The sequence below is a fragment of the Shewanella youngdeokensis genome (assembly GCF_033180165.1).
Classification (GTDB): Bacteria; Pseudomonadota; Gammaproteobacteria; order Enterobacterales; family Shewanellaceae; genus Shewanella; species Shewanella youngdeokensis.
Genome location: NZ_CP136522.1, coordinates 3,770,911 through 3,790,706, shown reverse-complemented (window position 1 = coordinate 3,790,706; position 19,796 = coordinate 3,770,911). Strand labels below are relative to the sequence as shown.

Annotated in this window: 16 protein-coding genes and 1 pseudogene; 12 read left to right on the top strand and 5 right to left on the bottom strand. The window is 43.6% G+C overall.

Annotated elements, in window-relative coordinates:
- Positions 1 to 51 precede the first annotated feature (51 nt).
- Genes dapF through RGE70_RS16375 form a run of 4 tightly spaced genes read left to right on the top strand, consistent with a single transcriptional unit; the run spans position 52 to position 3,159 of the window.
- On the top strand, positions 52 to 879 hold the full coding sequence (dapF, locus tag RGE70_RS16390) for a diaminopimelate epimerase (RefSeq protein WP_310472509.1): 828 nt from the start codon (positions 52 to 54) through the stop codon (positions 877 to 879).
- Entirely contained in the window at positions 876 to 1,508 is a 633-nt protein-coding gene (locus RGE70_RS16385; RefSeq protein ID WP_310472508.1) for a DUF484 family protein, read from the top strand. Before dapF ends, RGE70_RS16385 begins: the two co-directional genes overlap by 4 nt.
- A gap of 11 nt (positions 1,509 to 1,519) precedes the next feature.
- The gene (gene xerC / locus RGE70_RS16380) at positions 1,520 to 2,431 is read left to right on the top strand and encodes a tyrosine recombinase XerC (protein WP_310472506.1); all 912 of its coding nucleotides are present in this window, start codon (positions 1,520 to 1,522) and stop codon (positions 2,429 to 2,431) included.
- On the top strand, positions 2,428 to 3,159 hold the full coding sequence (locus RGE70_RS16375) for an HAD-IA family hydrolase (RefSeq protein WP_310472505.1): 732 nt from the start codon (positions 2,428 to 2,430) through the stop codon (positions 3,157 to 3,159). Before xerC ends, RGE70_RS16375 begins: the two co-directional genes overlap by 4 nt.
- Positions 3,160 to 3,182: 23 nt before the next feature.
- On the opposite strand, the pseudogene RGE70_RS16370 reads toward RGE70_RS16375, so the two are convergent.
- Positions 3,183 to 3,288, bottom strand: a pseudogene (locus tag RGE70_RS16370) (iron-sulfur cluster repair di-iron protein); the annotation flags it as partial.
- 502 nt (positions 3,289 to 3,790) lie between these two features.
- Here RGE70_RS16370 and RGE70_RS16365 point away from each other — a divergent pair.
- The 5 genes from RGE70_RS16365 (at position 3,791) to RGE70_RS16345 (ending at position 10,183) form a co-directional block, all read left to right on the top strand.
- Entirely contained in the window at positions 3,791 to 4,852 is a 1,062-nt protein-coding gene (locus RGE70_RS16365; RefSeq protein ID WP_310472504.1) for a hypothetical protein, read from the top strand.
- Positions 4,853 to 4,861: 9 nt separating this feature from the next.
- Positions 4,862 to 5,431, top strand: coding sequence for a LemA family protein (locus RGE70_RS16360; protein ID WP_310472503.1), 570 nt, complete (start codon positions 4,862 to 4,864; stop codon positions 5,429 to 5,431).
- A gap of 284 nt (positions 5,432 to 5,715) precedes the next feature.
- Positions 5,716 to 8,406 carry a TonB-dependent receptor gene (locus RGE70_RS16355; protein ID WP_310472502.1) on the top strand — a complete coding sequence of 897 codons (2,691 nt, stop codon included), beginning with the start codon at positions 5,716 to 5,718 and terminating at the stop codon, positions 8,404 to 8,406.
- Positions 8,407 to 8,624: 218 nt separating this feature from the next.
- Entirely contained in the window at positions 8,625 to 9,356 is a 732-nt protein-coding gene (locus RGE70_RS16350) for a PepSY-associated transmembrane domain-containing protein (protein WP_310472501.1), read from the top strand.
- The gene (locus tag RGE70_RS16345; protein ID WP_310472500.1) at positions 9,344 to 10,183 is read left to right on the top strand and encodes a PepSY domain-containing protein; all 840 of its coding nucleotides are present in this window, start codon (positions 9,344 to 9,346) and stop codon (positions 10,181 to 10,183) included. The genes RGE70_RS16350 and RGE70_RS16345 overlap by 13 nt, the downstream gene beginning before the upstream one ends.
- Before the next feature lie 82 nt (positions 10,184 to 10,265).
- Here the strand turns inward: RGE70_RS16345 and RGE70_RS16340 are convergent, their stop codons facing one another.
- A complete protein-coding gene (locus tag RGE70_RS16340) occupies positions 10,266 to 11,402 on the bottom strand; it encodes an aromatic amino acid transport family protein (RefSeq protein WP_310472499.1) in 1,137 nt (378 codons plus the stop codon).
- Positions 11,399 to 11,845, bottom strand: coding sequence for a hypothetical protein (locus RGE70_RS16335; protein WP_310472498.1), 447 nt, complete (start codon positions 11,843 to 11,845; stop codon positions 11,399 to 11,401). Before RGE70_RS16335 ends, RGE70_RS16340 begins: the two co-directional genes overlap by 4 nt.
- 261 nt (positions 11,846 to 12,106) lie before the next feature.
- On the opposite strand from RGE70_RS16335, the gene RGE70_RS16330 reads away from it, so the two are divergent.
- Positions 12,107 to 12,583, top strand: a complete 477-nt coding sequence (locus RGE70_RS16330) for a hypothetical protein (RefSeq protein WP_310472497.1) — start codon at positions 12,107 to 12,109, stop codon at positions 12,581 to 12,583.
- A gap of 212 nt (positions 12,584 to 12,795) precedes the next feature.
- Here the strand turns inward: RGE70_RS16330 and RGE70_RS16325 are convergent, their stop codons facing one another.
- On the bottom strand, positions 12,796 to 13,536 hold the full coding sequence (locus RGE70_RS16325) for a helix-turn-helix transcriptional regulator (RefSeq protein WP_310472496.1): 741 nt from the start codon (positions 13,534 to 13,536) through the stop codon (positions 12,796 to 12,798).
- A 229-nt stretch (positions 13,537 to 13,765) separates the two neighbouring features.
- Between RGE70_RS16325 and RGE70_RS16320 the strand changes: the two genes are divergently transcribed.
- On the top strand, positions 13,766 to 15,865 hold the full coding sequence (locus tag RGE70_RS16320) for a hypothetical protein (protein WP_310472495.1): 2,100 nt from the start codon (positions 13,766 to 13,768) through the stop codon (positions 15,863 to 15,865).
- A 181-nt stretch (positions 15,866 to 16,046) separates the two neighbouring features.
- On the opposite strand, the gene RGE70_RS16315 is transcribed toward RGE70_RS16320, so the two are convergent.
- The gene (locus RGE70_RS16315; RefSeq protein ID WP_375087956.1) at positions 16,047 to 16,133 is read right to left on the bottom strand and encodes a helix-turn-helix domain-containing protein; all 87 of its coding nucleotides are present in this window, start codon (positions 16,131 to 16,133) and stop codon (positions 16,047 to 16,049) included.
- Between the two features lie 148 nt (positions 16,134 to 16,281).
- Between RGE70_RS16315 and RGE70_RS16310 the strand changes: the two genes are divergently transcribed.
- Complete coding sequence (locus tag RGE70_RS16310; RefSeq protein WP_310472494.1) at positions 16,282 to 19,284, top strand: UvrD-helicase domain-containing protein; 3,003 nt, start codon at positions 16,282 to 16,284, stop codon at positions 19,282 to 19,284.
- Positions 19,285 to 19,796: the final 512 nt, after the last annotated feature.

Sequence of the window (19,796 nt, the reverse complement as noted above, 5' to 3'; positions counted from 1 at the left end):
ATGTAGTGGGCAACAAACAGTCCGCTACGGTTACCTTTAAGGAAGTCCATCTTGATACAATTCACGAAGATGCACGGTTTAGGCAATGACTTCATGGTTGTTGATGGGATCACTCAAAATGTGTTCTTTTCGCCCGAACAAATAAAACGACTCGCTAACCGAAATTTTGGCGTTGGCTTTGATCAATTGCTATTGGTTGAGCCACCTTACGATCCCGATCTCGACTTTCATTATCGGATCTTTAATGCCGACGGCAGTGAAGTTGAACAGTGTGGTAATGGCGCACGCTGTTTCGCACGATTTGTACGCAATAAAGGCTTAACACTGAAGCATAAAATCCGTGTTAGTACTTCGTCGGGTAAAATTACCCTCAGACTTGAACGAGACGGTAAAGTCACAGTCAATATGGGCGTGCCGGTACTTGAGCCGGCAAAAATTCCGTTTACAGCCAAGAAAATTGAAAAAACCTATCTATTAATGGCTGCATCTGGGACATACCTTTGCGGCGCTGTGTCGATGGGTAACCCACACTGTGTGATTGACGTTGATGATGTAGACAATACCGACGTCAATACCATTGGGTCTGAAATCACTAAGCACGAGCGTTTTCCAAAAGGGGTGAACGTTGGATTTATGCAAGTGGTTAATTCGGGTTACATTAAACTGCGGGTTTATGAGCGCGGCGCAGCTGAAACATTAGCCTGTGGTACGGGGGCTTGTGCCGCCGTAGTTGTGGGTATTTTACAAGGTAAACTCGACCGAAATGTGCGTGTTGACCTTCCCGGCGGCACATTGATGATTAACTGGGACGGAGAAGGCAAACCGTTGTGGATGACGGGGCCTGCAGAACACGTTTACGATGGACAAATAGCTCAATGACAGATAACACCATGACGCTGCCGCCTTTCGACGAAATTTTAATTCGAGAGTTCTTGCTTGATAACCCAGACTTTTTTACGCGTTACCCTGAATTGCTTCTGTCGATGCGGATCCCACATGCAGAACGTGGGGCCGTGTCATTAGTTGAGCGTCAACAAGAAACATTGCGTCAGCGTGTTGCGCAGTTAGAAGAAGAGATCACCTCGCTATTATCAATGGCGTCACGCAATGAAAAAATCTTTATGTTTAACAATGCATTGTCGATGGATATGCTTAAATGTGAAGATATGGGAGAGTTGCGGCAAGTGCTATCAACTCGGCTTAAAGAGCAGTTTGGTTTCAGCCATGTACGCTTGATCACGGTGCATGATATCGACAGTGAATTATCACAAATTTGGCGCAAGCGTCTCGAGTCGGGTTATTACTTTGGCCGATTAACTAACGAAGAATCGAAACGGTTATTTGGTTCAGAAGTCGGCTCAGTGGCCTTGTCGCGTCTATCTAAAGAATGTGGTCAGGTGATATTTGCGATTGCGAGCTCAGACTCCATGCATTTTCACCCTGAAATGGATTATTTGCTCCTGTCTCAGCTTAAGCAGTTGCTCGACCACCAATTGTCAAAAATGTAATCTGAAATATTATGGCAGATCCCCAATCGGCAACGTCACCTTGGTTGAGTCATTTTCAGCGGTATTTAACCACTGAACGACAAGTTTCTGCTTACACCGTCAGAAACTACCTGTTTGAGTTAAAGCGGGTTGAAGCGCTTTTTACAGAGAGTGACAATTGGTTGAATTTGCAGCATGAATCGCTGCAAGCCATGCTGGCTAAGTTGCACCGTCAAGGGCTTAGCCCACGGTCTTTATCGCTCACCTTGTCGTCAATTAAGCAATTTTTTGTATTCCTGTTAAAAGAAGGCCATATTGCGCAGAACCCCGCCTTAAACCTGAGCTCGCCTAAACAAGCCAAACCGCTGCCTAAAAATATGGACGTCGATTCAGTTACGCATCTGCTCGAAATCGATGCCAACGATCCCCTCAGTTATCGAGATAAAGCCATCATGGAGCTGTTTTATTCTTCCGGTTTACGATTGGCAGAACTAGCAGGGCTTAATGTTTGCGACATTCAATTTAACGCAGCGCAAGTTAAGGTGTTGGGTAAAGGTAACAAAGAGCGCATCGTACCTATTGGGCAATTGGCATTAAAGGCGATTACGCAGTGGCTTGAGATCCGGCACGATATCGCGTGCGCAGATGAAGCATTGTTTGTCACCGCAAAAGGCAATCGATTAGCGCATCGCAGCATTCAAGCAAGGTTAACAAAGTGGGGCCAAGAGCAAGCGCTGGCAGTTAAGGTGCACCCACATAAGCTGCGTCACTCATTTGCAACTCATATGCTAGAGTCGAGTGCCGACTTACGTGCAGTGCAGGAGCTACTAGGTCACGAAAACCTATCAACAACACAAGTCTATACCAGTCTTGATTTTCAACACTTAGCCAAGGTATATGACGGGGCGCATCCAAGGGCCAAAAAAAGGGGCGCTAAAAAATGAAAATATATATAAGGCCACAGTTAATTCGTGCCATTAGCTTTGATTTAGACGACACCTTGTATGACAATCGGCCGATTATTCGCCACGCTGAAGCTGCCACTCAGCAGTTTTTACATCAGCACTATCCTAAATCTAAGCAGTGGCAGTTAAATCATTGGCACCAGTTTAAGCGAGCACTATTAACGCGGTCACCAGCACTAAAGCATGATACCAGCTTGGCGCGATCCGTTATGCTAGAGCAAGGGTTAATGGCGTTAGGTTATACCGCAACCCAAGCTCAAAGCGGAGCCAAGGCGGTTCTCGATGAATTTATTTTGCACCGCAGCCAGTTTACGGTATCGCCAGCTGTGATTGAATTACTGCAATCATTAAAGCAGCATTATCGGCTCATTGGCATTACTAACGGCAATGTTGACCATCAGCGCATTGGCCTAGGCGATGTGTTGGAGTTTGTGTTGCATCCAGGTTTAGCTGCTAAGCAAAAGCCGGCAAAAGACATGTTTGTGCAAGCCTCGCAGCAGCTTGGGCTGCCTTTAGAGAATATCCTTCATGTGGGTGATAGTGCGACCAGCGATGTAGACGGTGCTCGACGTGCAGGTTGCCAAGCTGTGTGGTTAAACCCCGGGTTTGGTGTTACGTTGCCAGCAACTTCCGCCTGCCATTTGCCCACTATCGAGATCAACGACATTCATGCTTTAGCTGCATTAAATGAGCTAACTTTTGGCTAAGTTAGCTCCAGTCGTTTAGGTGCCTAAGCTGTTAGTGCAAGTGCTTGTGGAAATAGCGCGGTATTTTTTATATGAATGTGCTGCTTCAAACTCCGCCAGCGTGGCATAACATCCCCGCCAAGTTGTGCATTCATTAACGGCGCATGGTCGACGTTAAAGCGGATAATTCAAACTGACTGAAATATGGGTCATACGAAATTCATTTGCGACTAACTCACCAACACAAATGTTAAGTAACACGGTTTATCATTAAGACGCGTTAACGCTTCAACGCTTAAAATAAAATCACAACGTATATAAGCAGTATATTTGACCAAATAAATTTGTATATTGTTGACTCAATTAGTTAATCAGCTTTTATCGTAATCAATTTATTCAATAGTTTAAAATCTTATGCAAAGTAAAATAAAAGTGTTGTTTAATATGTTTTTAATGCATTAATTAACAATTGGGTAAAGTTTAATGGTGCTTACTCAAAAAATTAACAGTACCGTACCTAGTGAAAATACTAGTTTTATTTTCGCGTCTTTTAATTGATAAATGTAAACTTTTTAATAAAAATCATTACCAATATAATGGCTCGTTGTATAAAAATTTGTTTTTATTTGCTTTGTTGTTAGGTTGGTTGTGTATGAATTTAAAAGATAACAAAATATACAAGTGGTTGAAAGATGACCACTACCATAAAAGTATTGATTATTTGGATGAGATAACGAATAAGATTGAAGCATCAACAACAGTTGATGAGCTCAATGCTATTATTGACGACTACCAAGAGAGCGTTGATAAACGTTCATATAGTTTCTTTTGTAGCCGTTCTGTCAATATACTAAATGGTGTGCTGATGTTTGTTGTAATGACATATATGTTGGCCGCATACGTCATTTACGAGGTCATGCGACACTCGTATAGATATACTCAGGATTTTTCTACTTACTCTATTGGTGTTTTTGTATTTCTCTTTTTTGTTTTCAAGGCCGCCAAAAAACTTAAAGCTGAAAAGAAAGATAAGCTGGTTGAATATATTAAGCTACATACTAAAAATATGTATGCCAAGATGCTGCTGGTACGTCATGGCACCAAGGTGAACCCCCTGTCTAAAGATGCATTTCATGACTTTGGCCGTGGCAATTACTCAGACAAAGTTTATGCGTATGCGATTGAGCCAAATGAAGAATTAGCCAGTCAAAAAAAATCGGTGTTATTTCGCTCAAGCCATACCAATCGCTATAAGCGTACAGAAGGACGCGGTAAAGACCGTAGAGTTTATTACGAATACAAAACGTGGTGGCGCTATGGTGTTATTTTTGGTGATGATAATCGCCATGCTAGCGTAAGAATTGCCAAATCCCAGAGTGTTGTAAAATCGGCAGACTATAAAACGTTCAAACCATCATTAATTTCGTTTGAAAAAGAGTTTTACAGTGAAGGTATAAACCAAATTGCAGTTGCTGATTTTTTAACTCCAAAAATGATGTTAAATATTGAAGACCTTGCTAAATCGTATGAAAACTTAACAGTAGAAGTTGATGATAAAAAACATGTTCTAGTGTCGCAAAATAATATCGATTTACTGCCTCCTCTTGAGGGTTATATTACTTTTGATAGCTTCAAAAATGAGCTGTATGAAAAAACCTCGTTAGATAAGTTTATTACGTTCAGTAATGCCGCATACAACAAAATTTATAAATAAGGATTAACTATGTTTGAACAAATTATTATTGCAGTCGTTATATTATCGGTTATTGGTTCTGTCATCAGTATGTATAACAGCATTGTTTCTGATCATAAGTCAGTACAGCAATCATGGGATGATGTAACCGTAATAGAAAGACAGCGTATGCGCATATTGCCTGAGCTAGAAAAAGTGCTGAAAGAGCATAAACTTTTCGAGTCGGAAGTGTTTACAAAAATCGCAGCACTTAGAAACAGTGTTGAACAGTTAAATGGCAACGACATTGAGCCTAGCCGTTGTGCTGATGTTGGCAATATGTCGACTGAACTAATGAATAGCTTGCGCTTTGTATCTGAGAGTTACCCTGAGCTTAAGGCTTCAGAATCGTTTAGCAAAAACATGGACGAGATTGTGAATCAAGAAGAGCAAGTTGGTGCGGCGCTTCGTGTGTTCAACCAAAATGTATCTATCTTCAACACCCGCATTGAAAGTTTTCCAAGCAACATGGTTAACGGCATGCTTAACCGTAAAAAGCCTGTTGATAGCTTTGTTGATAATGCAGCATCAAGCTCGTTTGATTACAAGCCGAACCTTTAAGGTAAAGCGGCCTCTTTTTTGAGGCAAGTGATGACAAATAAAGCCCATAAGTGGGCTTTTTTTGTGCCTTGTATTGGCGGTTATTGCACCATGTTGACGCTTAACTAAACAGTTGTTAAATCCGTTCTACTTAACATAAAAAAATGAACTGTAAGCCCCGTCACTAAAGGGTGTGACACAGTGTCGCACTTACATTATTTTTTATTGAGTTAAGCGCCCAGTCCTTTATAAATCGCCTCATATTTTAGCTACATTCTTTATAGGCATTTTTTATGTATCGCTGTGTGATAACAACTTCGATTGCGATGGCCTTGGGTTTAATTCCCGCTGCTAGTGTATTGGCCTCTGACCCTATTTCCGCTTTATCTGCCACTGACGTCCAAACGCTTGACCCTGCCCCAATTGAAAGAATGACCGTGACCGGCAGTCGCATCCAACGGTCTGAAGTGGGCTCTACGGCACCAATGACCATTTTTACCGCTGAAGACATTGCTAAAACAGGGGCTATGTCAGTTGATGTATTGCTGCAAAGAATGTCAGCATCTGCCGGTTTTGCGGGGAACCAAACCAATGCTTATTGGACTGATGGCGGTTATGGCTCAACACAAGTTAACCTACGTGGTTTAGGGGTTAACCGTACATTGGTACTGCTAAATGGTCGCCGCATGCTAAACAGTGGCACTGGTGCTAATTCATCGGTGGACTTAAACACCATTCCCGTTAGTGTCATTGAACGCATTGAAGTACTTAAAGACGGCGCCTCAGCAATATATGGCGCAGACGCGGTAGCCGGTGTGGTTAACATTATTACACGCCAGCAAGTTGATGGAGTCGAAGTGCAAGCCCGCACCGGCATTACCGAACAAGGTGACGGTGAGCAATATCAGTTTGATATCGCACTAGGTAAAGTGCTAGATCGTGGTAGTGCTTATGTGGCAATCAGTTACGACAAAACAGAAGCGGTCGATATGCTTAGCCGCGCCGCTTGCCCACTTGAGGAGCAAAATGGCGAATTAGTTTGTGGTGGCAGCTCCGCCTTACCTGGTGGTCGTGGTTACTATCTTGACGACAATGGCGAGGCCATAGGCGATGCAGTGAAACTTGAGCCTGATGGAAGCTCACCGTACGCGTCGAACGAAAAAGACAACTACTACCAATATTTTAATGCTGTACAACCCAATGAGCGATTTAATGTTTTTGCTTATGGTGAATACGATCTCAACGCCAGTACGCAAGTGTTTGCTGAGGCCATGTACACGCATCGTGAATCAACATTACCAGCCACGCCGCAAACCGTATCAAACATCGTCATTCCTAGCTGGCATGAGTCTAACCCAACAGATAATGACTTTTTGTTAGAAAGTCGCCGACTGGCTGAAGCTCCAAGAGAGTTTAATGTACAGTCTGATACCTGGCGTCTTGTTACTGGATTAAAAGGCGAGCTCGATAACAGTTGGCAGTGGGACGCCGCCATTAACTACGGCAGTAACCGTGGTTCATATGAAGTCACTAACGTGATCAACAATACGCGCCTTGCAGAAGCCACCGACTACGACAATTGTTCGGTTGATCCTAATATCCCTTGCGCTGATTTTTGGGGAGAAGATTCACTCACACCTGAAATGCTTGATTACTTTCTATTTGATATGCGCGACACAGGTGGCAACGAGCAGTTTAGTGTCACAGTGAACCTTACCGGTGACTTATGGCAATTGCCTGCTGGCACCATGAGTTTTGCTACCGGCATTGAGCACCGTAAAGAAAGCGGCTGGAGTGACCCCGATCCATTAACCATTAGTGGCGAGGCAAATACCACGCAACAAGATGCCATTGATGGCAGTTATACCGCCGACGAAATCTTTGTCGAAACACTAGTGCCATTGCTCAGCGACAAGCCATTAGCGCAATCGGTCGAATTAACTGCTGCTATGCGTTACTCCTACTTTGACACTTTTGGCGGCGATACCAACTACAAGCTGGGGCTGCAATGGGTGGTTAATGATGCCGTAACCCTGCGGGCAACTCAATCAACCGCTTTTAGAGTGCCCAGTATTCCAGAGCTGTTTGGTGGTGTAGACCAAGGTTACATGAACACTAGCGATCCGTGCAGTGGCTGGACCCAGCTAGACCCAAGCTCTAACCGTTATGCTAACTGCCAAGCAGCAGGTGTGCCGGTTGATTACACGCAAGAGGGCACAACGTTAACTGACCGAGGCGGCAATGCAGATCTAGAGCCGGAAGAGGCTGATACCTTTACCGCTGGAGTGGTAATTAACCCCAGCCTTATACCAGGGCTAAATATCACCCTTGATTACTATCAAATTAAGCTTAAAAACGCGATTAACTCGGTTAATGGTTCCAGTAAACTGGCCGCATGTTACGACAGTGCCAATATGAGCCACCCATTTTGCAGTGATGAACATTTTACTCGCGATCCGCAAACGGGCGAGATCACTTACCTACAAACGCAATTAGGTAACGCCGCAAAAGAGGAAGTGTCGGGCGTAGATTTGGCAATGTTTTACCAGCGTGATATTAGCGGTTTCAGCACCCAAACCACATGGGAGGTTAGCTACTTAGACCAATACGACATTCAAACTTATGAAGGCGCACCAGTTGAAGCAAGAGCCGGCACCATTGGTTATGACGGCAGCTACACCAAATGGCGTTCAAATGCGTATTTTGACCTCATCAGTGATCGCTGGCGCTTTAGCTACAATGTTGAATACATTGGTGAAGCCGACGACCAATATGCTAATGCCGGTGACATTGGCGACGCCGTCGATGCCGTGTTTTATCATAACTTGCAGCTCCGTTATGACTTTGAAACAAACCTAGCATTAACCGTAGGTGTTGATAACGTATTCGACCAAGAAGCGCCTTACCATCAAAGCTTTACCGACGGCAATACCAACACCATGACATACGACTTAATGGGTCGTCGTTATTACGTTGGCGTAAAGTGGCTAATGTAGTTTGACACGCAGCGACTCCCTTTGAGGTAGTGCTTTGGGAGTCGCACTCAACTTTAATTTGGGTTTAAGCGCGATGATAATCGCATTGCTAGCTAGCCTTTATGGCGCGGTAAAAGCAATTTGGATATTTATTTAAGCCATTGCTTATTGACATAAATACCAGCTAACCTGCTAGCTCATAGTAAAGTAAACCCAATAACAAAAGGTAACCTCTTATTTTGACCCCAGCTAGCACCATAAAGCGCGTGTTGTCGGCATCGTTTTTACATCGTTGGTTAATGCTTATTTTTGCAATTCCAATCGTCATTTGGACGGTATCTGGCAGCTACTTTGTGCTGTTTGACATCGGCTTTATTCGCAGTGACCACGTTACCGCTAAAGTGCAACAGATAAACACCAACCAGTTGCAACACCCAATAGCAAAGGTGTACCAAGCTTACCCGTCGGCACGAAGCATCAGCCTTGTCAGTCAGCTTAATCAAGCCATATACCAAGTGACACTCGCAGATAAAAAGCTACGAATTGACGGCCAAAGTGGTGAGGTTTTACCGTTATTAACCCATGAACAAGCTCGGCAAATTGCGCAGCAATATCAGCACGAAACAGCTATTTCGCCCAGTGCTAAACTCTCATCTGTCACGCTAATCGAAACCACTGCTCCGGCTGAGCTGGCAGCGCGGCATTTACCTGTGTGGCGGGTTGAGTTTGATGATATTAGCGGCTCCACTTTATATGTGTCAGCCCAAAGTGGCGACGTGGTGACCTATCGACATGAATATTGGCGCTGGTTTGATCTATTTTGGAAGTGGCACATCATGGATTACGACGACGGTGCGTCGATTGACAACTCACTATTGTTTTATTCGGCTGCTGGGTCTTTAGTTGCTGTATTTTCAGGTTTTATTTTAGTGTGGCAGCGCCGCAAGAGGTATGTTGAATGCGCTCGATAACGACGAATAACGCTGATAAAACTCCAACAACACACCTTAAAGCTAACACCTTACGCGCGACAAAATTGCGATTAGCGCGTTGGATTAAGCTGTGGCACTACTGGGTTGGTGCCTTGGTTGGCCTGCAATTACTGATTTGGTTAGGCACCGGTATTTATTTTAACATCACCCCGCATGCCCAGTTAAAAGGGATGGAATACAACCATAGCCATCACGCCCCCCATGAAGACTTTAACTTTAACAGCGAGCAGTTGCTCACCGTACAGCAAGTGTTAGCACCATATCCGCCACAGCAACAACTGGCGTTAACTGCGCTAAACGGCACCCCAGTATACGTGCTGACCCAACAGGTTACGCGCTACCAACGTGATTGCCAGCAGCAAGTATTGATTCATGGTTATAGTGGCGAGCCGGTAATAATTGATGCTGCACTAGCCTCAAACTTGGCTAGTGCAAGTTATATGGGGCCAGGAGCAATTATTGACATTAAAAAGCGAAGCGCGCCGATTGATGAATGGCCAAAAGAGTGTAATCCAGTGTGGCAAATTAATATGGATGACGAGCTCAACACGCGTATTTATATTAACGCGATTAATGGTCAGCTAGTTGGGCATAAAAATACCGACACTGAACTGGCCGATTTAATGTTTAAGCTGCACTTTATGGATTATTTACACCAAGGTAGTTTTAATAACCCTTTCAGCTGGCTGTTTGCGCTAATGACCTTGCTACTGTCGTTATCGGGAGTGTACTGGGTGCTAGAGAACGTGATTAAAAAACGCTATCGGTTAGCTAAATTAAGTAAGGGAAAAGCCAAGCCGTTCTGATTTACGCCGCGCTTTTTGTGTTATTTGGAGGCTTGCTAGGCGCACGGCCTGCCTAGCAAGCTAAGGGTCATAGTCAGTTGCGCTAGGTCAGCCGTAGTGCATTTACGCACAACGAAAATAGGCCATATGCGAGCACAACAGATGACATACATTGCTTGGTTATCGACGAGCTAATTTGGTTCACGCCGTTAACCCGCTTTAGCGCAATGGAGGAGGGTAAAATAATGGCTAAAAACGTTGAGCCGAATACTGAAAAAAACACCCCAGCTTGAAAGCCATTCGGCGCAAAAGTAAATAGTGCCAGTGGAAGAGTTAATATCATGGCAAAAACCGACCACGGCGTAACATATTTATGTGCCGACCTGCTGAGCTCTTTGGCGTAATCCATCACCGCTATACCCAGCCCTAAAGATGACGAAACTAAAGACAATAAAAATAGTATTTGCGTAGCATTTGACAGTAACGGCGCTTCATTTGCACCCATGCCAGAACTCATCAGCTGCTCAATACCGTAATCATATTTCCAGGCAAAGTGAATCCATAATGCATACACAATAAATGTTGTTCCCATACCGAGAATTAACGCGGTTTGGTAATCTCGCTTTCTTTGTTGGCAGGCATTCACAATGCCCGGAATTAATAAATGAAAACTGAAGCTTGCTTGCACCGCGGGGATCAAATATATCCACTGGTATTGATCTAAGCTAACACTGGTTGCGACCGTGGGGGTAGACTCTGCCATAAAATGAAACAGCAAGATGCAACCTATTAGTGAGCCTGCAAATAATATGCATAAAAAGCCATGCACATACGACACAAACCCTCTTATTATTAGTAATATCATCACCGCTAAAATCACGGCAATCACCCCGCCAATATGCAGATGACTAGTGATATCAAAAAACATTTTTAAGCCGCAAATGTTGGAATAAACCAAACTGAGAATAATCCCCAGCACTAGAAAGCGTACTACTTTATGGTAGCTTTCACCTAAATAGTGCTTAATCATGGTATTAAAATGAGAACCCTGCGGCAGCGTTGCAGTGATATTCGCAACTAACAACGCAGTAAATAGCATCACGCAAAACACTGGCAGCATCACCAGTATGGATAAACCGTATTCTGACTTTGGGATCAGGCTCGGCAAAATAAACATAGTTGGGCCAATAGCCGTTATGCACACCAGCGTAGCGCCATAAATAATAGGGGCAAAATTCACAGAGTTATCTCGTTGTTTGTCGACTGGTTAGCAGACGCCCAAGCTAATGAGGGCATCACACTGTTAGTCATTACGGCTTCTATTGTGTCCGTAGTTATAGACTCGTTAGTGGCGCTAAATGTATGACTGTTTTTGCCAAAAAAACGCGGGATTAAATCCGCAACGGCAATGCTTTTTATTGGCAAGCAATGTTGAGCAAATATGTTGTCGGTTAAAGTGTTTGTTGTTTTAGAGAGGAGTCGTAGGTTACTACTGCCTTCTAATGTATGAGAGATGGCATCATCATTAACAGATGCAATAATACTCTGTTTATCAATTAATTGATTAATGACCAACCTTATTGATGCATTCATGTCTTTAGCTAATGGAGTCGTAGCACCGCTAATTGTCGCTATGTTTTCTAAAGACGTCCTTGAATAATTTATAATCTCATTTCGGATCATATCAGCATAACCCTCTGCAATTTAACTATAAGTCCTAAGCACATGTTATCGCCGCAGCTTGATCATGTTTGTGACCGCTGCCGAAAATACCGCTTTGAGTCTATGTAATAGTTTGGGTGCTCAATCGTTTTCACTCCCCAGCTTTTAGACCAGTTTAAACATCAGCGTTAAAAGATAGCTTTCGTTGCCTTAAACTGCGATATAGTAGCGCCTCCATTATTGTGATTTTTACTTTTAAACCATTTAGTTGTAGGTTTGCATTTGTCTTCAAAAAATATCGAAATAGTTATTGGCCATAGTTGGTTTGGTCAACTGTATTTAAGCCAACCTAGTGGTGTTAAGCTCACCTCAAATGGTATCGAGTTTACTGAGCCTGAGGGCCACTGCTCTGCCCGATACCGCAAGTCGACACAGTCGGCTACAACAACCCTAGTGAGTTGGTTACAGTTATCATCGCCGCCGGTATTTTTGCCCAGTTTTTTAGGTTCATTATTGTGTTTTCAGGTAGGCGCTAAGTCTTATCAAATCCCTTATCTTGGTTATTTTGCTAAATCGACCTTCCTGCATCAGGTGCATAGGCTTTGGGCTCAGGCACATGAGCAGTCGTTGTGCGGCTTAATCGTACGGATCGAACACGCTATTGAAAATCGCTATTTACGTGAGTCGATACGGGAACAAATTCAGCAAAGGGTTAAACGTGAATATAAGCGTTGGTTACCGAGCCACAAATGTGACTAAACCCATGACTCGAACAATCACAAACCTTTGATAGCGGGGCTCGCGTCGCTTTTATCGCCTTGAATTTGTCGCTTGATAACCGCGCACTCTGGCAAAGAGGTTTAATTTTATTACGTGTTTAGCGACAGATTGGGTTCATGTAAATGCAGCTTGTGATTAATCAGTGTTGTTAATGAGTGCGACTCACTCGCAGTGCCTTTATTTTATGACGTTTAAAAAAGTAATAATCGATGTGCCTTATGGACTAAGTTATAGGCATTATTGGCACCTAATAGAAACTTCGCTTTATCGATATGGTAATCAATCCCCCTTGAAGACATGTAATGGAGCTCAGAGATCTCTTTTCTTGAATAGCCTTCAGAAAGAAGTTTGATGATTGACACTGTCGATTTTTTGATTAACCCATAATCTTCTAAAGGGCTAGGGAGTACCTTTAAAGCACTGGCAGCTTGTTGATAAACCATTATTTCATCGAGCATATTATTTATACTTTGATTGATATCGAGCTCTGACTGTTCACAATACTTATCGAAAAAGAAAACAAAACGCCCTGATATATCATCATTCGAGAGCAAAGGTAGTGATATTGAAACCACATTTTTGTAACCACTTTCTAGTAGCAAACCGGTTCTTAGTTTTATAAATCGATTATTTGCCGTCGTCGTCCAGTTGTGTAGCGGTTTGCTTACTGTTTTTAAAAGATCAACATCTGGTGACTTTAATAAACGTCTGCAATCACTTAATACAGAACCTACTTTTGAAGACGAGTAGAGTATTGAGCCCCTTCCTTTAAGTGATCTAACCCAAGTCTTTCCGAGCCAATTGTCAGGACATGAGAAATCCATGAGGAACATCGCATCTTCAGCACCGACATCTCTGGCCAAAGATTTCAATGTTCTTTCAAAATGGTCGTTCCGGTTTTGCACATTATTAATGCCTCCTTCAATGCTCACATTCGCTCCTTTTGGGCGCTACCTTTTAAATATGCTAGCCAGCATTCTATAAGAGAGTTGAGCATTGAAAGTGACTATTTTATAAAACTTATGAACTTTGTGAAGTCCGTGAAGCGATAAGTCTATTAATGCCAAAATGAATAGGGTTTATCGAAGCATTACTTTGTAAATTTCAGTTCATCATTGTTCAGAGCTTTAAGAGGTAAACAATAAAAAATAAGGAATATTGATGAACATTAATCAAATAACAGGGCTTTTACTTTGCTCGCTCTTTATATATGGCTGCGGGAGTGACGATAATAATGACGCATCGACACCAGTGCCGCCGGTCACGCCTGAAGAGACAGTGCCCGTCACTGACCCCTTGGCCGCGACGGGCACCGGCGTTTTTGAAAATGTGTGGGGACCCGATATTAAATTTGAACTGGACACCACCATTTATGCTTATCTCAACGGTAACCTTGAGCGTGAAGATATGGTGAATCAGTTCAATCGAAAAACGCCTGCAAATGGTATAGCGATTGACCCAAGTCAACTGCGGGCTGCCAAAGCGGCATCTTATGAGAACAACGATGGGTTGTATATTCAAAGTGACATCTTTAATGATAATCAAATATCGTTTGCTGATGTTCTGCTATATCTTTCGCAAACTAGAACTGATTTTAACGTTGAGTATCAATGGAATGAGGAGCTTGCAACATACCAGTACACCGTTTGGCACGACCAAAATAACGACGGTGACTTTGACGATGAAGGTGATGTCAAAGCTGACCCTAACTGGTATGCCACCTACTTGATTGATTTTGGGAATTTTAAACGTGAACTCTATTATAACGAGTCCGGCGAAGCCCTATATTTGAGGTTAGAACAAGTTTTAGTTCAACCTAATTCTGGGCTCCACTTCCGCTCATACAGCCCGATGATGACCTCCAGACGTGAGTCGGTTCAGCAATATCAAGCCGACCTAAAAAGGGCAAGTAAACCTTCATATTACGATGCTGACACTGAAGTCATTGTGGTCCCTATGGTTGCCGTCACCGCCATTGAAACCATCGGTGTGATGGGCGGTGAAGAGTTGGTGTTCCACAATGTAGAAGCTCGTAGTCATAACTTACGTCCCGATATTTTCAAAAAAGACCAAGCCATTACCATGGCTGACGTGTTGCTCAGTATGCGTGAACAAGGCCTTATCGATGTCGGCTTTACATTCTGGGGCACGTTAGCCTCTGAGGTTTCAGTGCAACACTTTGTAATTAACGAGATTAACGGCTCCCGATCTGCCGGTTTTCACGGCTATGTACAAAGTACTGGTGTCAGTTGGGCCAAAGAAGACTTTTCAGCTAAATACTTGGTCAGCCAGCAAGTCGAATTGGGTTCAGGTTTAGCGCCCAATTCATCGGCATCAACAATGCCGACTTACTGTGATCATGTGGGGCAGTCGAATCCTTTTGACCCAAGTGATACCAGCCTAGATCACCCCGATGGCATTATTGATGCTGAAGGGATCGCGATGAAAAGAGAAGTTTGTGACCCTGAAACTACTGACATTACCGATTGGTATGCAGACCAAGAAAGTCATATTTTCAGTGATGTTTGGGTGATGAATTATCCCGGTGACTTTGTGTGGATAGGCAACTTCACTATGTACGATCTGTACCCTGAAGCTGAGTCTAAACGCATTGTTGGTGATGAAAAATGGCCAATTCCAGACATCAAAAATGCCAAAGCCACGCTCGATGAAAATCATTTTGGATGGGGCATCGCCGATTGTGGTACCTGTCATTCTTTAAGTGGTATTCATGTTGGTGGTGATGTGAGCACGACCTTGGGAGTCAACCCAAAACCCATCTCTATTTATGATGAAGATATTAATAGTTATCCAACGGATGACCTATCACAACTGGTGGTTGCACCTTATCAGTGTGCGACATGTCACGGAGGAAACGGAGCACCTAAAGGGCATGGTGAGAGTGCAGCCTGCTATTGGTGCCACTCAGAAGACAATGTTCCACCTAATCACGGTACCGCTTCAGCTTACGTGACAAAAATGTATGAAGGGGGGAATTCTGTTGAAATACCTAACCGTACTTACCGAGTTATTGATGTCGACACGACAGACACCGATGCGGTGTCGGCTTTAGAAGCTGAGTTGCAAGAAATAGCGCCAATCATGAACCTTGGGATCTACCCGGCTAAAGAGGGAGTTTCATGGCAGGGTTACTGGGGGACTTATCAAGACGATATGAAAGTACGTACCAATAGTAGTTGGTCAACCGACCCCGTATACCCAGATCCATATGCATGTGTTACTTGTCACACCGAAGACTAAATCAAGAAAACCAAGTAAAAGTAAGTGAGCATAATACAGCAGTGGCACCGAAAGGTGCCACTGCTTTTTGTAGGGCGCAAAGGCTATATCGGCGTAATGTGTCTAATGTATATAAAGTTTTGCCATAGAGTCGGCGCTGACCAGGCTGATTTTTAATTCAGATCATGTGGACTTCCCAACTTCATAGTGTGCGAGCGTCTGGTGTAATCCCCAGTTGCTCGGCAACTTGTGTCTGAGTAAATCCTAATGCCTTACGAGCCTGCGCGATCCGTTGGCCTTGGCCTTGGACTCCCCAGCTTTTAGACCAGTTTAAATATCAGCGTTAAAAGATAGCTTTCGTTGCCTTAAACTGCGATATAGTAGCGCCTCCATTATTGTCATTTTTACTTTTAAACCATTTAGTTGTAGGTTTGCATTTGTCTTTAAAAAATATCGAAATAGTTATTGGCCATAGTTGGTTTGGTCAACTGTATTTAAGCCAACCTAGTGGTGTTAAGCTCACCTCAAGTGGTATCGAGTTTACTGAGCCTGAGGGCCACTGCTCTGCCCGGTACCGCAAGCCGACACAGTCGGCTACAACAACCCAAGTGAGTTGGTTACAGTTATCATCGCCGCCGGTATTTTTGCCCAGTTTTTTAGGTTCATTATTGTGTTTTCAGGTAGGCGCTAAGTCTTATCAAATCCCTTATCTTGGTTATTTTGCTAAATCGACCTTCCTGCATCAGGTGCATAGGCTTTGGGCTCAGGCACATGAGCAGTCGTTGTGCGGCTTAATCGTACGGATCGAACACGCTATTGAAAATCGCTATTTACGTGAGTCGATACGGGAACAAATTCAGCAAAGGGTTAAACGTGAATATAAGCGTTGGTTTCCGTGGTGCGAGTCGGCTGCGTTGTCAGCCAAGTTGCAAGGTGCCTTAAGTCAATTGCAGCGTTTTTATCGTTGGGACACCGCAGCAATAGCGCAACTGCGTGAAACCTATATTCAGGCACAATTAAGTGCCCACGCTGATTTTTTTGAGCATGTTGAAACTAACCCGTTAACAGACAAGCAGCGCCGAGCATGCGTTATTGATGACGACAACAACTTGTTATTAGCAGGAGCCGGAACCGGTAAAACCAGTGTTATGGTTGGGCGTGCAGGCTATTTAGTTGCCAGCAAACAAGCCAAACCTGCTGATATTTTACTGTTGGCTTATGGGCGTAAAGCGGCCGATGAAATGCAGCAGCGGATCAAAGACAAGCTCGGTAGCGACAACATTAAGGCGAGCACGTTTCATAGCTTAGGGTTAAAAATTATTACCCAAGTAGAAGGGGCGCCGCCGAGTTTATCTGCCTGGGTCGATGACGAAGCTGGCAAAACTAAATGGGTACAAGACACGCTCGAGTGTTTGATTAAAAACGCGGCTTACAGAAAACAATTGTTTGAGTATTTCAGTCGCTTTTACTATGTCGAAAGAAGCCCCTTCGAATTTGCGTCCCAAGGCGAGTACTTTGAATACTTAACCGCTAATGATATCCGCTCCCTAAAAGGCGAGCGGGTTAAGAGCTTTGGTGAACTTTATATTGCTAACTGGTTATTTTGTAATGGTATTGAATACCTATACGAAGCCAAATATGCACATGATGTGCGCAGCGTTGACTACCGCCAGTATCAACCCGACTTCTACCTGCCAGAATATGACCTTTATATTGAGTACTACGGCATTGATGAGGCTGGCAATACCGCCCCATTTATTGACAAACAGGCTTATGCCGAGTCAATGGCATGGAAGCGCCAGCAGCACCAACAGCATGACACCGCCTGTATCGAGCTGTTTTATTATCAGCATAAGCAAGGGCAGTTACTAAGTGCACTTGAACACACATTAACCTCTTTTGGTGTGCGCTTGTCACCTCTGCCTGATGACGCGCTTCTCAACGCCTTGCATGAGCTGGGTCGCGTAACGGAGTTTGCTAAAATACTAAGCCAGCTTATAGGCTTATATAAAGCCGCCTGCCTAGACGATAAAAGGTTAGAAGCCGTATTTAACCGCGCTGCTAATCCGCAGCAAATACGCTGCGCCTATACATTACTAAAGCCGATGTTAACCTCTTATCAGCAAAGGCTTAGTGCCAATAACGAGATTGATTTCGAAGACATGATCGCCACAGCACTCGATTACATTCAAACGGGGCGGTTTGTTAGTCCTTGGCGCTACATTATGGTTGATGAATTTCAAGATATTTCAGAGCCAAGGGCGCGATTAGTTCGCGCATTAACGGGGGCGACGTCATCAGTAGCCAGCGCGAAAGCGTCGTTATTTTGTGTGGGCGACGACTGGCAAGCTATATACCGTTTTAGTGGTGCAGACGTTAGCCTAACCACGCAATTTAGCGACTACTTCGGTGCTACGGCTACCAGCTTTTTAGACCGTACCTTTAGGTTTAATAGCAGCATTAGCGATGTGGCAACGCGATTTGTAACGCAAAACCCTCTGCAATTGATTAAAGACATACAGCCGAGTGTCACCGTTACCCAACCGGCGGTATCGCTGATTCAGCGCGGCGATAATCAAGCTGCCACGGCAGCAGAGCCCAGTGCAAATGCCATTGAGCAGGCGCTTAATGCCATTAATGCGCGGGTTGAACAAGAGCTCGATAGCCCATTTAAGCGTAGCGCTTGTAAGCCAACGGTATATTTGCTCAGTCGCTTTTGGTTTAATTTACCCGACCATAATGCGTTAAGGCAGTTAAACCTTAAGTACCCTAGCTTAAGTATTGAGTGTCAGTCTTTTCATGCCTCCAAAGGTAAAGAAGCCGATTACGTGGTAATAACTGGCCTGCAAACGGGGCAGTTTGGCTTTCCCTCAATGAAAATTACCCCGCCATTGCTAGAGGCCTTTTTACCGCAAAGCGAAAGCTTTAAATACGCCGAAGAGCGACGCCTGTTTTATGTTGCCTTAACCCGCGCCAAGCATCGGGCTTATATTGTGGCCGACATGACCTATGCCAGCCCTTTTGTTACCGAGCTACTGCAGCAAGAGTACAGCATCGAGCAACACGAATTTGGTACATCACTGGTGCAACAGCTATTTGAACAGATCAGCTGCGCGCAATGTACCACTGGCACGCTAACACCCAGAGCGGGTTCATTTAAATCGTTTTATTCATGTTCTCATTTTCCATTGTGCACGCATAAAGAGCAGGGCTGTCATTGCTGTGGAAGCCCCATGACCCGCCAACGGTTTAACGGTTTTAAGGTGTGTATAAATGATGACTGCGGCCATACCACCCCAATATGCAATGTTTGTGGTGGTGATATGGTTTTAAGGCAAAGTGCGCGAGGGGCTTTTTGGGGCTGTAAAAACTATCGCTCAAATAACGCGTCTAGCTGCCGTAATGCCGTGGACGAAGCTAAAGTTGTATTACCGCATTAAGTTTATAAGCTTGTATCATTATTTAATTATTAACGCGATGAAGCGATAAGTAAGCAGTGCGGTATAAAATATATTTTTATACTGCAGTAGCGCGCGTATTTAAAATATGGTTGTCGTACCCGCAGCCTTATTAACTCACTTGATTGTGACCAATATAAATAATGATGTGTAAATAAAGTGGTTTAAAAAATAACGATGAGCCATTGGAAATAGAAAATATAATTCAACAAACGCCAAAAATTTAATCATCAAGCATAAATTCGCCTTCATTAATCGATAATTGCAGGGTAATGATTAAATATCATTTTGTTTTAAATTTAATCGTAAACACTCTTTTGATTTATTGCAAAGTACTGTTTTATAAGCATTATAATTGCCTTTGTAAGGTTTTCAGTAAGGAGGTAGAGGCGTAGGTAGTGTGATTTTTGTCACATTATTGTGTACAAAATTTACTTGTATAGTTGCATGAACGTCACAGACAAGATTCGCATCTGAAAATAAGATAGTCGCCA